The sequence below is a fragment of the Sporosarcina ureae genome (genome assembly GCF_002082015.1).
Lineage (GTDB): Bacteria > Bacillota > Bacilli > Bacillales_A > Planococcaceae > Sporosarcina > Sporosarcina ureae_A.
This window is the reverse complement of the sequence record NZ_CP015109.1, coordinates 1257267-1274753: the sequence shown is the minus strand read 5'-3', so window position 1 is coordinate 1274753 and position 17487 is coordinate 1257267. Positions and strand designations below refer to the sequence as shown.

The following is a 17487-nucleotide window of genomic DNA, read 5'->3' as shown; positions in this document are numbered from 1 at the left end:
TGGGCTGCCTGATCCGTTTCCGCGGTTCGGCAGCCCTAATTTTGGAATGTAGGGTAAAACTGGAGATAAGGAAAAAAGAAAAATTAATTTGCCGCTGTTTTAGCAGCTTGAATGAAACGCTCATTCACAATGTCCCAGTCCACAGTGTGCCACCAATTTTGCACAAATTCGGGGCGGCGGTTCTGGTATGCCAAGTAATAAGCGTGTTCCCATACATCGATGACTAGTAATGGAGTTTTTCCATCTTTCAATGGTGTATCTTGGTTTGGCGTGCTCATGACTTCTAACTCACCATCAGAAAGTACTAACCAGCCGTACCCGCTACCAAAGCGACTGTTTGCCGCTTTCGACAAGACGTCTTGAAAGTTATCGAATGTAGTAAAATACTTATCGATTTCTCGCTTAATGTCTGCGGACGGTTCTCCTTTACTATTTGGCGTCATAGATTCCCAGAATAAGCTATGACAGTAATGTCCACCGCCGTTATTTTGAACGGCCGTGCGAATCTCCTCAGGTACTTGACTGAGATCAGTCAATATAGTTTCCAGAGACTGAGATTGTAACTCTTCATGATGTTCTAGCGCCGCATTCAAGTTATTGACGTACGTTTGATGATGTTTGCCATGGTGGATTTCCAATGTACTTGCATCGATATACGGTTCAAGACCGTCTACTGCATATGGCAAATCTGGATGAACAAATGGCTTCAAATTTTCACCTCCAAAGAAACGATGAGAAACTTTAAAAGTTTCTCTAGGAAAATAATGTTTCCTTAAGGCAAAACTAATAAATAAACAATAAAAATGCAATAGATTCATGAAAAATAAATAATAAATAAAACTAAAGGACTAGTAACGTTCTGCTTGAAATTAGAAGTGAAAGAGAAAGATTTTTTGGCTTTTTTAGTTAGCAAGTTTACCATATTTTCATGAAGGGAATAGGTCTATAAAGCGAGGGATGACAATATGTTTAAGCGAATAAGTATGTTCATAGTAATTAGTATTTTATGTAGTATGACTATCACTACTAATCATTCATCTAGTAAAGCTGCTGAAACAACAGGCACAATAAGCGTCGTGTCATTTGACGGCTTGGGATATGAAGATGCAAAACGTTATATAAGCAAAGGAATTATGCCGAACTTAGAAAAGTTTCAGCAACAGGCAGCTTATGCCACAGACTTTGTTACAGTTACACCATCATTGACTGCACCATCCCATGCAGCAATGTCTACGGGTGCTGGACCTTCAAAGACAGGTATTGTCAGTAATTATTTTCATTCATCAGGGGAGAAAGTAAAAGAAGACCAAAGTGGTTTTGCGCAGACATTGGGTGTTACGCCTATATGGAAAGAGGCAAGAAATCAAGGGAAAGTCACAGCAACCGTCTCTTTTCCTGACTCGAATCCTGAAAACGCATCTGCTGCTACCTATGCTGTCTATTCAGGTGGGACCTTAGCAGATTCGAAGCTTCATAACCTAAAGTTTACAGAAGTACATGATAAACGCGTTGAACAAATAAACGCAGGATCAATAAAAGTAGAAGAGGCAGTTATTTCATTGGATATAAAAAAATCACCTGCTAAAAACTTATATATTTTGCGAACAGATGAAAAAGAGCCAAAATATTATTTGTCTATGGATAGAAAAGATATGGGCGAAGAAGTATCACCCGATGATTGGATTGCTGTCGCGTTGCACTTACATAACTTTGATAGTGCAGGGTTCTACGTGAAACTAAAGAGAAATCCTGAGAACAAAGAAGAACTTCAGTTGTTTCAAGGTACTGTAATGGGTGGACAATACAGAGGACCGGGAAAATTTGCAGAAGAGATACAATCTGAATTTGGATTTTATCCAGCAGCTGATGAAATAGAGGCGTTTAAAAATGGAGATATTACACGAGAAGAATATGAACAAGTAGGCGAACGATTTACAAACTGGGTGACAGATGTCAGTTTTTATATTAAAGAGAACTATCAGCCTGACTTATTATTTTACTATTATCCTGTAGTAGACACTGAACTACATGAATTCTTATTAAGAGAACCTGCTCAACCTGGATATCAATTAGCAAATGTAGTAGAAAAAGAGGAATATGTGAGCTGGGCATTTGGCCAAGCAGATCGTGCAATCGGTCGAATTAAAAACAACTTAACCCCTGATGATCACGTATTAATAGTGTCAGATCATGGATTGGAACCAATTCATACAAGGCTTTCACCGAATAAAGAACTGGAAAAGGCAGGACTACTTGTAAAAGATCAAGAGGGAAATATAGATGCATCTAAAACAAAAGCTTATGCAGAAGCGAGTGGAACGATTGCTCATGTTTATGTGAATTTGAAAGGCAGAGAGAAAAAAGGAATCGTGAAAGAAGAAGAATTTGAACAAGTGAAGAAGGAAGTCGTATCGATCTTTACAGATAAGGCCGTTTTTACTGGTCTTTCCCAAGGCCCCGAAAAATTTGCACATCCCATTTTACGTTGGCTTACTAGTAAAAATGAGAGACTTGATAAGGTCTACATGTATCCGAGCTCATCTGTCTTATATAGCGAGAAGAATTCCGAAGTGTATCCATACGAAACAGTTTGGACAGAGGAACAGGAGGGATACGCTACTTTAAATAATAATAATAGCGGAGATGTGTTTTTATCCGCTGCTCCAGGATTTTTGATGGGGAAAGATGCAGAAATTGCTGTTGAACCAACGCAGGAATTAGGGAGTCATGGTGGAAATCCTGAACGTTCGACATTACGGCCGATTTTATATGCATCGGGCCCTAAGATCCCACCAGGCCAAATCAGCAAAAGAATTACAATGACAGATATTGCACCTACTGTATATGAATTATTAGGATTACAACCCCCAGATTTTGTGGAAGGAAAAGTCATTTGGCGAATGAAATAATTATACAGCTGGAAGAATAAATATAATATTCAAACAGATTCCATTCATTTAAGAAGTGCGTAGGTAGGACATAACCTATTGCACTTCTTTTGTTTTCAACAAAATTCTCTTACTATATTACTTTATCAAAAAAGCATCTTGCGTTTAATCAGAATAAAAGTATAATAATGATTAATTAGTTATTTCAGAAAAGAAAAAGGTGAGCAAATGAACGAAAGAAAGAAATTACTTGAAGTTAAAGATTTGCAAACGACCTTTTTCACGGATTCAGGAGAAATTCCGGCAGTAGATCATGTGGACTTTTATGTGAGAGAAGGCGAAGTTTTGGGGGTCGTTGGAGAATCAGGCTGCGGAAAGAGTGTCACCTCTTTATCTATTATGCAGTTAGTGCCAAGTCCGCCTGGAAAAATTACTGGTGGTGAAATCCTGTTTGAAGGTCAAGATCTCCTAAAAAAAACGGAGAAGGAAATGAGGGAGATTCGTGGGAATGATGTCGCAATGATTTTTCAAGAGCCTATGACTTCATTGAACCCGCTCTTCACAATAGGCAATCAGATGTCTGAAGCCATTTCGCTTCATCAGAAAAAATGGTCGAAAAAGCAAATCAGGGAACGAGCAACTGAAATGTTGAAATTAGTCGGACTACCTCGCTCTGAAGAAATTATGAGAGAATATCCTCACCAATTATCCGGTGGTATGCGACAGCGTGTCATGATTGCAATGGCATTGGTATGCGATCCAAAAGTACTCATTGCGGATGAACCTACAACAGCACTCGATGTAACGATTCAAGCACAAATCCTCAAGTTGATGCGTGAGTTGAATGAGCGTATGAATACAGCGATTTTACTCATCACACATGATTTAGGAGTAGTGGCTGAAACTTGTGAACGCGTTGTCGTTATGTATTCAGGTCAGGTTATCGAAGAAGCATCAACCGAAGTGATTTTTGAAAATCCTTGTCATCCTTATACACGAGGATTGATCCAATCTGTTCCGGATATGCGGGATAAAAAAGATCGTCTTTATTCGATTCCAGGCAATGTACCGAAACCAGGTTCTATAGAAAAAGGTTGTAGATTTGCCGCGAGATGTGAAAGCGCTTTCTCTAGATGCTGGGTAGAAACACCAGAATTGTACCGGAACTCCGAAAACCACCAAACGAGATGCTTCTTATATGACGAACAACAAGGAGTGACGAGTACAAATGAGCAAACCATTGCTAAAAGTTGAAGGGTTGAAAAAATACTTCCCGATTCGCAAAGGGCTGATTGGTAAAACAGTTGGTCATGTCAAAGCAATCGATGATGTGACCTTTCATGTAAATGAAGGAGAGACACTTGGAATCGTAGGAGAAAGTGGTTGTGGGAAATCAACGACAGGACGGACCATTATGCAATTGCTAGAACCTACAGAGGGTGTCGTGGCTTTCCAAGGGAAAGACTTGACGAAACTCTCTGCAACTGAAATTCGAGCAGTTCGTCGAGATATTCAAATGGTCTTCCAAGATCCGTATGCATCATTGAACCCACGTCATACAATCGGCAAGATTTTAGAAGAGCCATTAATTGTGCATGGCGGTGGCAATGCAAAGGAGCGTCGCAAAAAAGTTGTAGAGTTTCTAAAGATTGTCGGCTTGAGTGAATACCACGCAAAACGTTATCCTCACCAATTCAGTGGGGGGCAGAGACAGCGAATTGGTATAGCCCGTGCATTGATGACGAACCCCAAGTTGATTATTGCAGATGAACCAGTGTCTGCACTTGACGTATCTATTCAAGCGCAAGTATTGAACTTAATGCAAGATTTACAAAAAGAATTCCACTTGACGTATATCTTTATTGCACATGATCTAGGTGTTGTACGCCATATCAGTGATCGAGTGGCAGTAATGTACTTGGGAAAAATTGTGGAGATTACAGAAAGTGAAGAGCTTTACGCAAATCCACTGCATCCTTACACACAGGCGTTATTGTCTGCAGTCCCTGTGCCGGATCCCAATTATAAAAAAGAACAAATCATTATTGAAGGGGATATGCCAAGTCCGGCGAATCCGCCAAGCGGTTGTGCATTCCATACTCGCTGTCCCTTCAAAATGGATGTATGTACGAAAGTAACCCCTCTATTAGCAGAGGAGAAAACTGGTCATTCTGTTGCTTGCCATCTTTATACTGCGGAAGGCAACGATGATATAGAAAGAAAAAAACAATTGGAGGGATCTGTATGAGAAAAGGGAAACTGTGGTCGTTCGCGTTGATCATGCTTCTTGTCTTATCGACTGCACTGGCAGCTTGTTCAGGCGGCGATGACAAAGAAGGCAGTGGCGACAAGGACAAAGATGCTGCGGATCAAGGCGGCAGTGAAAACAAAACATTAGTATTTGGACGAGGTGGAGATTCAACATCTCTTGACCCATCCCGTGTGACAGAAGGAGAAACATTTAAAGTAACGGTGAATTTATTTGAAACATTATTAAACTTTGGGGAGCAGGATACGACGGTTCAACCTGGACTTGCTAAAGAGTATGACACAAGTGAAGACGGATTGACGTATACATTCCAATTAGAAGAAGGTGTGAAATTCCATGATGGCACCGATTTTAATGCAGAAGCAGTCGTAAAGAACTTTGAGCGTTGGGCTAATGGAGATGCAGACACATTCCCATACTACAATTCTATGTTCGGTGGATTTAAAGATGATGAAGATCATGTAATTGAGTCTGTTAAAGCAGATGGAGATTCTACAGTGATTATTACATTGAAGCGTCCACAAGCGCCGTTCTTAAAAAATCTTGCTATGAGTATGTTCGCTATTTCTAGTCCTGAGGCGTTTGAAAAGGGCGATGATGAATATGAGCGAAACCCAGTAGGAACAGGTCCCTTCAAATTTGTAGAGTGGAAGCCAAATGAAACTATTACGATTGAAAAGAATGAAGAGTACTGGCAAGAAGGGTTACCGAAATTAGATCGCGTTATTTTCCAAGCAATTCCTGATAACTCTGCTCGTCTGAATGCTTTGCTTTCTGGTGAAATTGATTTAGCAGATGGAATCAATCCAGCTGATGGAGTGAAAATTGAAGACCATGATGCATTACAGTTATTCGAGCGTCCTTCTATGAACGTAGGATACCTTGGTTTAACGGTCACTCGTGAGCCGTTTGATAAAAAAGAAGTACGTCAGGCAATGAACTATGCTATCGATAAACAGTCAATCATTGATTCATTCTTTGAAGGGCGCGCAGAAGTCGCGAAAAATGCTATGCCTTCATCAATTTCAGGTTATAACGATGATGTAGAAGCGTATGCATACGATCCTGAAAAAGCGAAAGAACTATTGAAAGAAGCAGGTCTAGAAGACGGATTTGAAATGGAACTTTGGGCAATGCCGGTTCCACGTCCGTATATGCCAGATGGTACGAAAGTAGCGGAAGCGATTCAAAGCAACTTGGCTGATGTAGGTATTAAAGCGAAAATTGTTTCTTATGAGTGGGCAACTTACCTCGATAAAGCAAGCAAGGGGGAAGCAGATGCATTCATGCTAGGTTGGACTGGCGATAATGGTGATGCAGACAACTTCCTATACGTATTGTTAGATGAAGACAATATCGGAAGTAATAACTATACGTACTTTAAGAATGACGAAACACATAAGCTATTCCTCGAAGCACAAACAGAAGTAGACGAAGACAAGCGTATTGAGTTGTATAAGCAAGCTCAGGAAATTCTTCACGAAGAAGCACCTTGGGTTCCAATTGCACACTCCATTCCATTGTTAGGCGGAGCGAAAGAATTAACTGGTTTCGTTCCACATCCTACTGGTTCTGATTTGTTGTCGAATGTAGAATTCAAATAAGTAATACGTAAATTGCATGATGGGAGAAGAGGGAGAAGCATGTATTCTCCCTTTCTTTGATTAATACATGATAAGAGCCGGAGGGGTGAAAGAGTTGTTCAACTATACGATTAAGAGGCTTTTACAGCTAATACCTGTCCTGCTTGGTATGACATTTTTAGTTTTTATGTTGATTCGAGCTATTCCTGGTAATCCAGCACAAGTAATTTTAGGACAACAAGCTACAAAAGAAGCGGTGGAAGCTTTAACGATCAAGCTGGGTCTTGATCAACCATGGTATACACAATATTTCAGTTATCTTGGTGGTATTCTAAAAGGGGATTTAGGAGAATCCATGCGTACGCGCCTTCCAGTGGCGGATGAAATTTGGCCTTATTTAGCAGCTACATTAGAGTTGGCATTATTTGCGATGATTATCGCGGTCGTTGTAGGGATTAACGCGGGTATTATTTCTGCTTGGTTCCAAAACTCCTGGTTTGATTATTCAGCAATGGTATTGGCATTAATCGGTGTCTCAATGCCTATCTTCTGGTTAGGATTAATGGGGCAGTGGGCATTTGCAATTGAATTGCAATGGTTACCAACAACGGGACGTGAAAATGTCCGTGATCCTGTATCCGCCATAACCAATTTATACATAATTGATACGCTCATACAAGGTAGGTTTGATCAATTATGGGTAGTCATTAAACATTTGATCTTACCTGGACTTGCGCTTGCCACCATTCCGATGGCCATTATCGCCCGAATGACGCGTTCGAGTATGCTGGAAGTAATGCGTTCCGATTATATTCGTACAGCACGAGCAAAAGGTCAGAAAATGTTCTGGGTAGTCTATAAGCACGCGTTGAAAAATGCGATCATTCCTGTGTTGACAATTATTGGACTACAGATTGGCTTACTACTTGGTGGAGCGATTCTAACGGAAACAATCTTTGCTTGGCCTGGAATTGGACGCTACATTTACGATGCAATCAACTTTAGAGATTATCCTGTTATTCAATCAGGCATTCTCATCGTGGCATTTATCTTTGTCATGATTAATCTGATCGTCGATTTACTCTATGGGTTGATCGATCCGAGGATTAAGTATGATTGAGGAAGGAGGAACAGTTCATGTCAGAATTTACGCCTAAGGTAGACGGAGTAGTAGAAGCAGAATTAGAAAAAACAACAGGGCCTTGGCGGGAAGCTTGGTTAGGTTTTCGTAAGAGCAAAGTGGCTGTCGTAGGCGCGGTCATTGTGATAGGTTTTATCCTGCTTGCGCTATTCGGTCCTCTTGTCACAAAAGAAGGCATCAACGAACAATTAATGACAGATAGACTGCAACCTCCTTCTTCGGAGTATTGGTTTGGAACGGATGACTTCGGCCGTGATATTTTCTCACGCATTATTCATGGTGCGCGTATTTCATTATCTGTTGGATTCTTCTCGGTAGTTGGTTCAATTGTAGTGGGAAGTTTCCTTGGCATCATTGCAGGTTATTATGGTCGTTGGATTGATACCATTATCTCGAGGATATTCGATATTATGCTTGCTTTCCCATCCATTTTACTAGCAATTGCGATTGTATCCGTATTGGGACCAAGTTTACGTAACGCGTTAATTGCTATTGCAATCATTAACGTACCAAACTTCGGACGCCTGATCCGATCCAAAGTGCTGAGTATTAAAGAAGATGAATATATTACAGCGGCAAAGGCAATTGGTATGAAAGACTTCAGGATTCTGTTTTCGCACATATTACCTAACTCGATGGCGCCTGTCATCGTACAAGGTACATTGGCAATTGCTACAGCTATTCTCGAGGCGGCAGCACTTGGGTTCCTAGGATTAGGGGCAGAAGCTCCATATCCTGAATGGGGGAAGATGTTAGCTGACTCCAAGGATTATTTGCAAAATGCTCCATGGACAATGATTTTCCCTGGACTTGCCATTATGCTGACTGTATTAGGCTTCAACTTAATGGGGGACGGATTACGTGATGCATTGGATCCGAAAATGAAGAGTTAAGCAATTTATTACGTTCGAAATAAACCTCATACTGATTATTGTTGATAGAGAGAAGTCTTATGTACAGACTTCTCACTATCTTTTTTCAATTACTAATTAGGTGATCATTTGCTTACAAGCTGGTTGATTCATTCGTTTATATTATAATGATCAACCATTTGTTAAGGAGTTTATTTGCAATAGAATAAGGGAAAGATTATAACAAATTGATTATGAAAAGAGGTGGAGACACTGAATAAAGTATTTACCGTCATGGCGTTTACAGGTGTGCCATTAGTATTTATAGCGTCATTCTTGAATTGGTCAGATCTATGGATGTTTGCGCTATGTTGTTACAGTATTATTGCTCTAGCTGGATTCATCGGAAGAGCAACAGAAAGTTTAGCAATTGTCAGTGGACCACGAATTGGTGGTTTATTAAATGCAACATTTGGTAATGCGGTAGAACTTATTATTTCCATATTTACGTTAAAAGCCGGGTTAATTGCAATCGTACTGGCGTCGTTAACTGGTTCTGTTTTAGGTAACTTATTATTGGTACTGGGTTTATCGTTTTTCGCAGGTGGCCTGAAGCACAAGAGACAGAATTTTAATATTTTTGACGCTCGATTTAATTCCGCATTATTAATTTTTGCGATTGTCGTGGCATTTGTGATCCCGGAAGTCTTCTCGATGACGATGGATACTAGAACTGGGCTGAATTTGAGTGTTGGTATTTCGATCATACTGATCCTAATTTACTTGGCAGGTCTAGTATTTAAATTATTTACACACCGAGGCGTATTCGGTTCCGAAAATCATGAGACAGACGAAGTGCCAGAGTGGACAAAGATGAAGTCCGTAGTGGTACTATTAGTTGCAACAGTAGCTGTAGCATTTGTTTCTGAAAAGCTCGTGCATACATTTGGTACACTAGGTGAAAAATTTGGCTGGTCAGAATTGTTTATCGGTGTTATCATCGTCGCAATCGTTGGGAACGCAGCAGAGCACTCTTCTGCCATTACATTGGCAATGAAAAATAAAATGGATGTATCGGTAGAGATTGCAATCGGTTCTACCTTGCAGATTGCAATGTTCGTAACACCAGTGCTTGTACTGATTTCGTTAATGATGCCTACCGCAATGCCACTAGTATTCACTTGGCCAGAATTGATTGCCATGATTACTGCTACATTATTAGTGGTCAATATATGTAATGATGGGGAGTCCAATTGGTTCGAAGGTCTCGTGCTATTCTCAGCTTACTTAATAATGGGGATTGGATTCTTCTTGTTATAAGTATAAAAAACCGATTCGCTTAAAAATAGCGAATCGGTTTTTTATCATGATAGGCGTTGCTTAAAATCTTCATAACCAAATTGTTTTACAATGTTGAGCTCATTATTCGCAGTATGGAGGACGATAGACGGCAGATTGACTCCGTTAAATGTATTGTTCTTCACCATCGAATAATGCGCCATGTCACAAAACACTAGACGGTCGCCAGGTTTTAATGGCTGATCAAATGAATAATCACCAATGACATCACCCGCAAGACAGGTTGGCCCGCCTAACCGATAAGTATGGGCTTTTTCACCTGATAAGCCTGCTCCGACAATTTCAGGACGATAAGGCATCTCCAGAACGTCTGGCATATGGCAAGAAGCCGATGTATCAAGAATGGCAATTGGCATGCCATTATGCATTGTGTCGAGCGCAGTGGCAACGAGGAAGCCGGTGTTTAGTGCAACCGCTTCGCCTGGCTCCAGGTACACATCAAGTTGATACTTATCCTGCATAAATCGAATAGAGCGGATTAAGGTATCGATATCATAGTCAGGACGTGTAATATGATGACCACCGCCGAAATTGATCCATTTCATCTTCTGTAAATAGGGACCAAACTCTTCATCAATAATTTGGATCGTGCGCCATAATGTATCGGAGTTCTGTTCACACATCGTATGGAAGTGCAGGCCACTGATACCGTCCAGCTGGTCTGCTTCAAAGTTTTCTAATGTGACACCAAACCGTGAGTACGAAAAGCAAGGGTTGTATATGTCAGTTTCAATCTCTGAGTACTCTGGATTGATCCGAATCCCGCATTCAATGGATTTTTCCTGCTCCTGGACTCGACTCTTGAACTGCTTCCATTGCGCAAATGAATTGAATACCAAATGATCAGAGTAGTGAAGGATTTCCTCAAACTCGTCTTCGTGGAAAGCAGGTGCATAGGTGTGTACTTCTTTCCTCATCTCTTCAAAGCCTAGACGCGCTTCAAATAGACCACTTGAAGTAACACCATGTAAATACTGTCCAATTAACGGGTAGACTTCAAACATCGAAAATCCTTTTTGTGCAAGTAGGATCTTGCATCCTGTTTGATCGATAACGAATTTCAGTTTTTCTAAGTTAGCAATTAGCAATTTTTCATCAACAACATAACTAGGTGAAGGGACTGCTTGTACATCAAAGTTCATACTATTCTCCTCAGTCTATCAAAGTAGGATTGAAGTCTTCGTGCCAAGGTAAACCATACTCATTCAGCGCATCCATGAATGGATCTGGATCGAACTCTTCAATATTGAAGACGCCTGGCTTTTTCCACTTGCCTGTTAACATCATCATCGCACCGATCATAGCCGGTACACCTGTTGTATAGGAAATAGCTTGTGATCCTACTTCACGATAGCACTCCTGGTGATCACAAATATTGTAAACGTAATACGTTTTGGGCTCGCCGTCTTTCGTACCTTGGTAGATACAACCGATATTCGTTTTTCCTTTCGTACGCGGTCCAAGAGAAGCGGGGTCCGGTAGTACAGCTTTTAGGAATTGTAGCGGAACGATTTGTTGACCTTCGAATTCAATCGGTTCGATGGACGTCATACCCACATTTTCAAGTACACGTAGATGCATTAAATACTTTTCGGAGAACGTCATCCAGAAACGGATTTTATTTACACCGGTAATATTTTTCGCTAAAGATTCAAGTTCCTCATGGTATAGCAAGTAGACATCTTTCGGTCCGATTTCAGGCAAGTCATAGACGCGTTTCACTTCAAGAGGCTCTGTTTCGATGAACTCTCCGTTTTCGTAGTAGCGTCCGTTTGCTGTGATTTCACGGATGTTTATTTCTGGGTTAAAGTTAGTGGCAAATGGATAGCCATGGTCGCCTGCGTTCGCATCAACGATATCAATCGTATGGATTTCATCGAAGTAATGCTTCAATGCGTAAGCGGAGAACACACCCGTTACGCCAGGGTCGAAACCGCTACCGAGCAATGCTGTAATACCTGCTTCTTCAAACTTTTCTTTATAAGCCCACTGCCATTTATATTCGAATTTCGCTGTATCAAGCGGCTCGTAGTTGGCAGTATCCAGATAGTCTACTTTCGTTTCGAGACATGCATCCATGATTGTCAAATCCTGATAAGGCAATGCGACATTAATGACGATGTCCGGTTTGAATTCATTGATTAACGCAACGAGTTCGGGCACGTTATCCGCGTCAACTTGTGCAGTTTGGATTTTAGTGCGTCCGCCATCCAGCTTTTCTTTCAATGCATCACATTTAGACTTTGTACGACTTGCGATACAGATTTCTTCAAATACATCTGGTACCTCACAACACTTATGCGCGACGACACTTGCTACGCCGCCTGCTCCAATAATTAATGCTTTACTCATTAAAGACACCACCATTTTCGTTATTTTTATTTATTGCAATTGTTAATTCACGCAACACTTTACAGGCAACGGCGGTCGATACGCCGCTTTGATCATAGACAGGGGACAGCTCATTAATATCACAGGCAACGATATTCAAACCGCTGACTGTCAAAATCGCTTTTAGCAATTCAATAAAGCTCACGCCACCCGCTTCCGGTGTACCGGTTCCAGGGAATACGGAAGGATCCAGTACATCAAGATCAATCGTCAAGTAGACGGGTTTACCTTGTAGTTTTTCAACCGTATCTTCAAGACCATCAAAATTAAATTTATTCATGAACACATGCTGCTGAGCCGCCCATTCAAATTCAGGACGATCACCGGAACGAATGCCGTATTGAAAGATTTTATTATCGCCGAGCAAGTCCCAAATTCTGCGTATGACGGTGGCGTGGGACAGATGCTGATCCAAATAATCTTCGCGCAAATCGGTATGTGCATCGAATTGAAGAACATGCAGGTCTGGATACTTTTTCGCAACAGCACGTACAGCGCCCAGGGTCACTAAATGTTCGCCGCCAATCATGCAAGGGATTTTTCCGTCTTTCAGAACAAGTGAAGTGAACTCTTCAATTTGCTCCAGCGCACGCTCCGTATTACCAAAACTCAGTTCCAGATCGCCTCCGTCGAATAATGAGTAATCCGTTAAATCGGCTTCTTGATAAGGACTGTATGTCTCGAGACCGAATGATTCACTGCGCATCACTTTACTAGCAAAGCGCGTGCCAGGACGAAAAGAGGTTGTGGAATCGAAAGGAGCACCGAAAATTACGAATGAAGAATTCTCGTATTCTGCATCGAAACCTAAAAATGTTTCTATATTTTTATTTAGCATGAATCAGTAACTCCTTAACATAATTCGGCAAGGCGAACGAGCCGACATGCAGTTTTGTATTATAGTATTTTGTTTGTAAACCAAGTGCATTCCAAGCATCGGCATCCAAATCTTCTATCGGGTCATATTTCTTAGAAGCCAATCCGAACAGCCAGTGCCCCGATGGATAGGTTGGAATATGTGCTTGATAGACTTTAGAAACGGGGAAGAACCCCATAATACTTTTATGTGCTCGCTGCATACCGCGCGCGTCTTCAGCGTAGAAGGGACTTTCATGCTGGTTCACAAGAATGCCTTGTTCGTTCAAAGCTTTATAGCAATTGCCATAAAATTCTTTCGTAAAGAGACCTTCACCCGGCCCGAATGGATCGGTGGAGTCAACAATAATCAAATCATAGGCATTCTCTTGCTGACGGACGAATTTCAGACCGTCCTCAAAGTAGAGTGTAACGCGCGGATCCGTCAGTTGGGCTGCGGTTTGCGGTAAAAACTTTTGGCATACTTTCACAACCTGCTCATCAATCTCCACCATATCGATTTGTTTGATCGAAGGGTAGCGCGTCAATTCGCGTACAGTGCCACCATCACCTGCACCGATAACCAATACCTTCTGGATGCAAGGATTGGTGGCCATTGGCACGTGAACAATCATATCGTGATAAATGAATTCGTCTTTCTCCGTCACCATGACATAGCCATCTAATGCCAAAATTCTACCGAACTCTGTCGTTTGAAAGACATCGATTTTCTGGAATTCACTCGTCGCAGTATATAAATGTTCTTCAACGCGAAAGGAAAAGCGGGTATGAGGTGAATGATCTTCAGTAAACCATAGGTTCATCAAACGTCCTCCTTTACTACGTTAATATAATTCACGTTCGAATCTTCGGTACCAGTTAGGAAACAACCTTTGTCTTTGCAGTAGTCGATATATTCAATTATTTCATTTGTGATTCGTTCTCCAGGTGCCACAATAGGGATGCCAGGTGGATAGCACATGACGAATTCACTTGCGACTCGTCCAGCAGATTCAGCTAGCAATACTATCTCCTTATCCGCGTAAAATGCCTGTTGAGGAGACTGAACAATTTCGGGATTGATATATTCATGGTCGAATAAAGAACTAGGATCTTTTTTATAACGACGATTGATTTCCGCTAGTGCCGCAACCAATCGTTCAAGATCCAACGTGCGGTCTCCGACTGAAATATAGGCGAGGATATTCGCTACGTCTCCGAACTCGATTTGGATATCGTATTCATCACGTAAAATATCATACACTTCAATGCCGGCCAATCCCATTTGGCGTGTGTGAATCGACAGTTTGGACTCATCAAAATCAAAGACTGTATCGCCGTTGATCAACTCTTTGGAATAAGCATAATAGCCACCGATCTGATTGACTTCATCGCGAGTATATTGCGCCATTTTAATCACTTTATCGAAGATTTCCTGACCGTATAATGCGAGATTTTTACGTGAAATATCCAATGACGACATCAATAGATAAGATCCGCTCGTAGTCTGCGTCAGGTTAATAACTTGTCGCGTATAGCCTTCACTTACCTCATTATTAATTAATAAAAATGAACTTTGTGTTAAAGATCCACCTGATTTATGCATACTAATGGATGCCATATCCGCACCGACGGACATCGCGGAAGCAGGCAATTTGTCATTAAAATAAAAATGTGTGCCATGTGCTTCATCCACTAACACGAGCATACCGTGTGCGTGTGCTAGATCAGTAATGGCTTGCAGATTCGAGCAGATACCGTAATAAGTTGGATTATTAATAAGAATTGCTTTGGCATCAGGGTGATCCACGATTGCTTTCTTTACTTCATCTACTGCCATGCCGAGTGGAATGCCAAGGTCTTCTTGTACTCCAGGATTCACGTAGATAGGAATAGCTCCACTTAAGATCAAGGCGTTAATGGCGCTACGGTGAACGTTTCGTGGCATGATAATCTTATCTCCTGCTTTGCAAGCGGTCATGACCATAGCTTGTACGGCAGAGGTCGTCCCGTTTACGAGCAAGAAGGCGTGCTTCGCGCCAAACGCATCCGCCGCCAACTCTTCTGCTTCATGTATGACAGAGACAGGGTGACATAAATTATCGAGAGGTTTCATGGAATTCACGTCATGATGCAAGCAAGTCTCTCCGAGGAAATCTGCAAGTTCTTTATTGCCACGGCCATGTTTGTGTCCTGGAACATCAAAGGGAACGACACGTGCTTCTTGGTATTGCTGCAATGCTTCCATAATTGGAACGCGATGTTGTGGTAATTTCAATGGTCTCTTCTCACTCACTTTCATAGACATTGGAACCGCTGTAGATTTCAATCATCTCTTTGCGGAGATTATGAGAGATTAGAAGGCGTTCTTTCGGCGGTATTTCTGAAACGTCTTTGTTGAATAAGTAATCTTGCAAATCAATCTCTTTAATGAGTAATTTCGTATGGAAGATATTTGATTGGTAAACGTTCACATCGATCGCATCATACATTTGCAATGTTTTTTGGTCAATGAAGTCTTGGATTGATGTGATCGCATGATCCATAAAGAGTTTTTTTCCGTCGACTGAACGTGTAAATCCACGTACGCGATAATCTGCGGTAATGATATCCGAATCAAAGCTTCCAATCAGGTAGTCGAGGGCGTTCAATGGAGAAATCTCTCCACACGTCGACACGTCTATATCTACACGAAATGTGGCAATGGAGTTATCGGGATGATACTCGGGATACGTATGGACGGTCACGTGGCTTTTGTCTAAATGACTGACGACGGAGTCTTTATCGGGCATGATAGGAATCGCGCCTTGATTGCAAGAAGGGTCAATTTGTGATGCAGGGAATTTCTCCTCTGAAATCATCAAGGTTACACTGGCACCTTGCGGATCGTAGTCTTGTTTACTGACATTCAATACATGAGCCCCAATCATGTCAGTGACATCGTAGAGAATTTTCCTTAAACGTTCCGAATTGTATTGCTCATCTATATAGGCGATATACTCACTTTGCTCTCTTCTACTTTTTGCATAGCTTACATCGTAAATGTTGAAGCTAAGAGTTTTGGTGAGGTTGTTAAAGCCGTAGAGCTTCAGCTTATTTTCCAACCGTAACATCCATCCTTTCTATCTAAAATGTGTAAGGTCTTGTACGCATAAAAAAGTCCCTCTCCAATCCACATGAAATAATACCAACATGACAGATTGGAGAGGGACCTTTACTCTGTTTCGCTTGTTGATATAAGAATAGAGAGTGTCTCTATTCCATTACATAACAGGTGATTGGATTGGCATGATGCTCACAGGTACTCTTCCTAAATTAAAAAACTTATGAAATTGATTTCATTATAAAGGAAAAAGAATAAAAAATATATACTTTTCACTGAAAAGTATTAGAAAACAGGAATTTTATTGCGGATGGCAAAAAGCTTTGAATTGTCGTCAGAACATCTTTACGATATGGTATATAAAACAATCACTACATCATTAGGAGGTAATGAAATGAACGATACGACAGTGGAATACTTGGAACAAGTTCGACAAGATTTCGAGACAAGTCCTTTTTGGAAATTTGCAGGTCTACAAACACAAAAATTAGAAGCGGGCAATGTGGAATTATTTTTACCTTATCGTCAAGACTATGATAATGTACGCGGAACCATTCACGGTGGTATGTATATGTCCGTTCTCGATACGACGATGGGAATGCTCTGCCGTTCAATGGGTGCAAATGATGTTATGACGATACAAATGGCAACGCAATTTCTAAAGCCAGTCGTTCAGGAATCTGTCTATTCAAAAGCTGCTGTCATCAATAGAACACGATCTACAGCTTTGGTCGAAGGGACATTATTCAACGAGAAAGATGAATTAGTTGCTCACTGTACTGCTACATTCAAGTTGAAATAACTGTTAATAACTGGGGAATGATACATAAGTGTCTAGCCTAATAATTAAACAGCAGCCAAGCATAAATGCCTGGCTGCTGCTCAGTGAATTATCCTTTTGGAATGAACGTACCACAATCTGTTTCGGCTGAGTCTTTTGCTTTTCTACCTTTTCGTGTAATCACTTTGATTTCGTCTGCTCCACACTGATTACCTGCTTCCCAAAAATGACAGTTCGTTACTTCACATAATACGTCTTTAGCCAAT

The 17487-nt window shown here is 41.1% G+C and carries 16 protein-coding genes; 8 read left to right on the top strand and 8 right to left on the bottom strand.

What is annotated here, in order from left to right; genetic code table 11:
* Nucleotides 1-83: 83 nt before the first annotated feature.
* Nucleotides 84-710, bottom strand: a complete 627-nt coding sequence (locus SporoP17a_RS06345; RefSeq protein WP_237262397.1) for a superoxide dismutase — start codon at nucleotides 708-710, stop codon at nucleotides 84-86.
* A 255-nt stretch (nucleotides 711-965) separates the two neighbouring features.
* Between SporoP17a_RS06345 and SporoP17a_RS06340 the strand changes: the two genes are divergently transcribed.
* The 7 genes from SporoP17a_RS06340 (at nucleotide 966) to cax (ending at nucleotide 10052) form a co-directional block, all read left to right on the top strand.
* A complete protein-coding gene (locus SporoP17a_RS06340) occupies nucleotides 966-2909 on the top strand; it encodes an alkaline phosphatase family protein (RefSeq protein ID WP_083033719.1) in 1944 nt (647 codons plus the stop codon).
* 207 nt (nucleotides 2910-3116) lie between these two features.
* Nucleotides 3117-4142 carry an ABC transporter ATP-binding protein gene (locus tag SporoP17a_RS06335; protein ID WP_083033717.1) on the top strand — a complete coding sequence of 342 codons (1026 nt, stop codon included), beginning with the start codon at nucleotides 3117-3119 and terminating at the stop codon, nucleotides 4140-4142.
* Nucleotides 4117-5136 carry an ABC transporter ATP-binding protein gene (locus SporoP17a_RS06330; RefSeq protein WP_083033715.1) on the top strand — a complete coding sequence of 340 codons (1020 nt, stop codon included), beginning with the start codon at nucleotides 4117-4119 and terminating at the stop codon, nucleotides 5134-5136. The genes SporoP17a_RS06335 and SporoP17a_RS06330 overlap by 26 nt, the downstream gene beginning before the upstream one ends.
* The gene (locus SporoP17a_RS06325) at nucleotides 5133-6761 is read left to right on the top strand and encodes an ABC transporter substrate-binding protein (protein WP_083033713.1); all 1629 of its coding nucleotides are present in this window, start codon (nucleotides 5133-5135) and stop codon (nucleotides 6759-6761) included. The genes SporoP17a_RS06330 and SporoP17a_RS06325 overlap by 4 nt, the downstream gene beginning before the upstream one ends.
* Before the next feature lie 67 nt (nucleotides 6762-6828).
* On the top strand, nucleotides 6829-7860 hold the full coding sequence (locus SporoP17a_RS06320; RefSeq protein WP_369824377.1) for an ABC transporter permease: 1032 nt from the start codon (nucleotides 6829-6831) through the stop codon (nucleotides 7858-7860).
* A 17-nt stretch (nucleotides 7861-7877) separates the two neighbouring features.
* Entirely contained in the window at nucleotides 7878-8774 is an 897-nt protein-coding gene (gene nikC / locus SporoP17a_RS06315) for a nickel transporter permease (protein ID WP_083033709.1), read from the top strand.
* A 231-nt stretch (nucleotides 8775-9005) separates the two neighbouring features.
* The gene (cax, locus tag SporoP17a_RS06310) at nucleotides 9006-10052 is read left to right on the top strand and encodes a calcium/proton exchanger (protein WP_237262421.1); all 1047 of its coding nucleotides are present in this window, start codon (nucleotides 9006-9008) and stop codon (nucleotides 10050-10052) included.
* A gap of 44 nt (nucleotides 10053-10096) precedes the next feature.
* Here the strand turns inward: cax and nspC are convergent, their stop codons facing one another.
* From nspC to speD, 6 genes are read right to left on the bottom strand one after another with little or no spacing between them, the layout of a single operon-like run.
* Nucleotides 10097-11233 carry a carboxynorspermidine decarboxylase gene (nspC, locus tag SporoP17a_RS06305; RefSeq protein WP_083033704.1) on the bottom strand — a complete coding sequence of 379 codons (1137 nt, stop codon included), beginning with the start codon at nucleotides 11231-11233 and terminating at the stop codon, nucleotides 10097-10099.
* Nucleotides 11234-11243: 10 nt separating this feature from the next.
* Nucleotides 11244-12443: a saccharopine dehydrogenase family protein gene (locus tag SporoP17a_RS06300; protein WP_083033701.1), complete on the bottom strand. Its 1200-nt coding sequence runs from the start codon at nucleotides 12441-12443 to the stop codon at nucleotides 11244-11246.
* Nucleotides 12436-13320 (bottom strand): agmatinase, encoded by an 885-nt coding sequence (speB, locus tag SporoP17a_RS06295; protein WP_083033698.1) that lies wholly within the window; start codon nucleotides 13318-13320, stop codon nucleotides 12436-12438. Before speB ends, SporoP17a_RS06300 begins: the two co-directional genes overlap by 8 nt.
* The gene (gene speE, locus SporoP17a_RS06290; protein ID WP_083033694.1) at nucleotides 13310-14161 is read right to left on the bottom strand and encodes a polyamine aminopropyltransferase; all 852 of its coding nucleotides are present in this window, start codon (nucleotides 14159-14161) and stop codon (nucleotides 13310-13312) included. Before speE ends, speB begins: the two co-directional genes overlap by 11 nt.
* Entirely contained in the window at nucleotides 14161-15645 is a 1485-nt protein-coding gene (locus SporoP17a_RS06285; RefSeq protein ID WP_156890534.1) for an aminotransferase class I/II-fold pyridoxal phosphate-dependent enzyme, read from the bottom strand. Before SporoP17a_RS06285 ends, speE begins: the two co-directional genes overlap by 1 nt.
* Nucleotides 15626-16450: an adenosylmethionine decarboxylase gene (gene speD / locus SporoP17a_RS06280; RefSeq protein ID WP_083033690.1), complete on the bottom strand. Its 825-nt coding sequence runs from the start codon at nucleotides 16448-16450 to the stop codon at nucleotides 15626-15628. Before speD ends, SporoP17a_RS06285 begins: the two co-directional genes overlap by 20 nt.
* A 384-nt stretch (nucleotides 16451-16834) precedes the next feature.
* On the opposite strand from speD, the gene SporoP17a_RS06275 reads away from it, so the two are divergent.
* Nucleotides 16835-17242: a PaaI family thioesterase gene (locus tag SporoP17a_RS06275; RefSeq protein ID WP_083035923.1), complete on the top strand. Its 408-nt coding sequence runs from the start codon at nucleotides 16835-16837 to the stop codon at nucleotides 17240-17242.
* Nucleotides 17243-17330: 88 nt separating this feature from the next.
* Here SporoP17a_RS06275 and SporoP17a_RS06270 read toward each other — a convergent pair whose 3' ends face one another.
* Complete coding sequence (locus SporoP17a_RS06270; protein WP_083033688.1) at nucleotides 17331-17486, bottom strand: DUF1540 domain-containing protein; 156 nt, start codon at nucleotides 17484-17486, stop codon at nucleotides 17331-17333.
* Nucleotide 17487 lies beyond the last annotated feature (1 nt).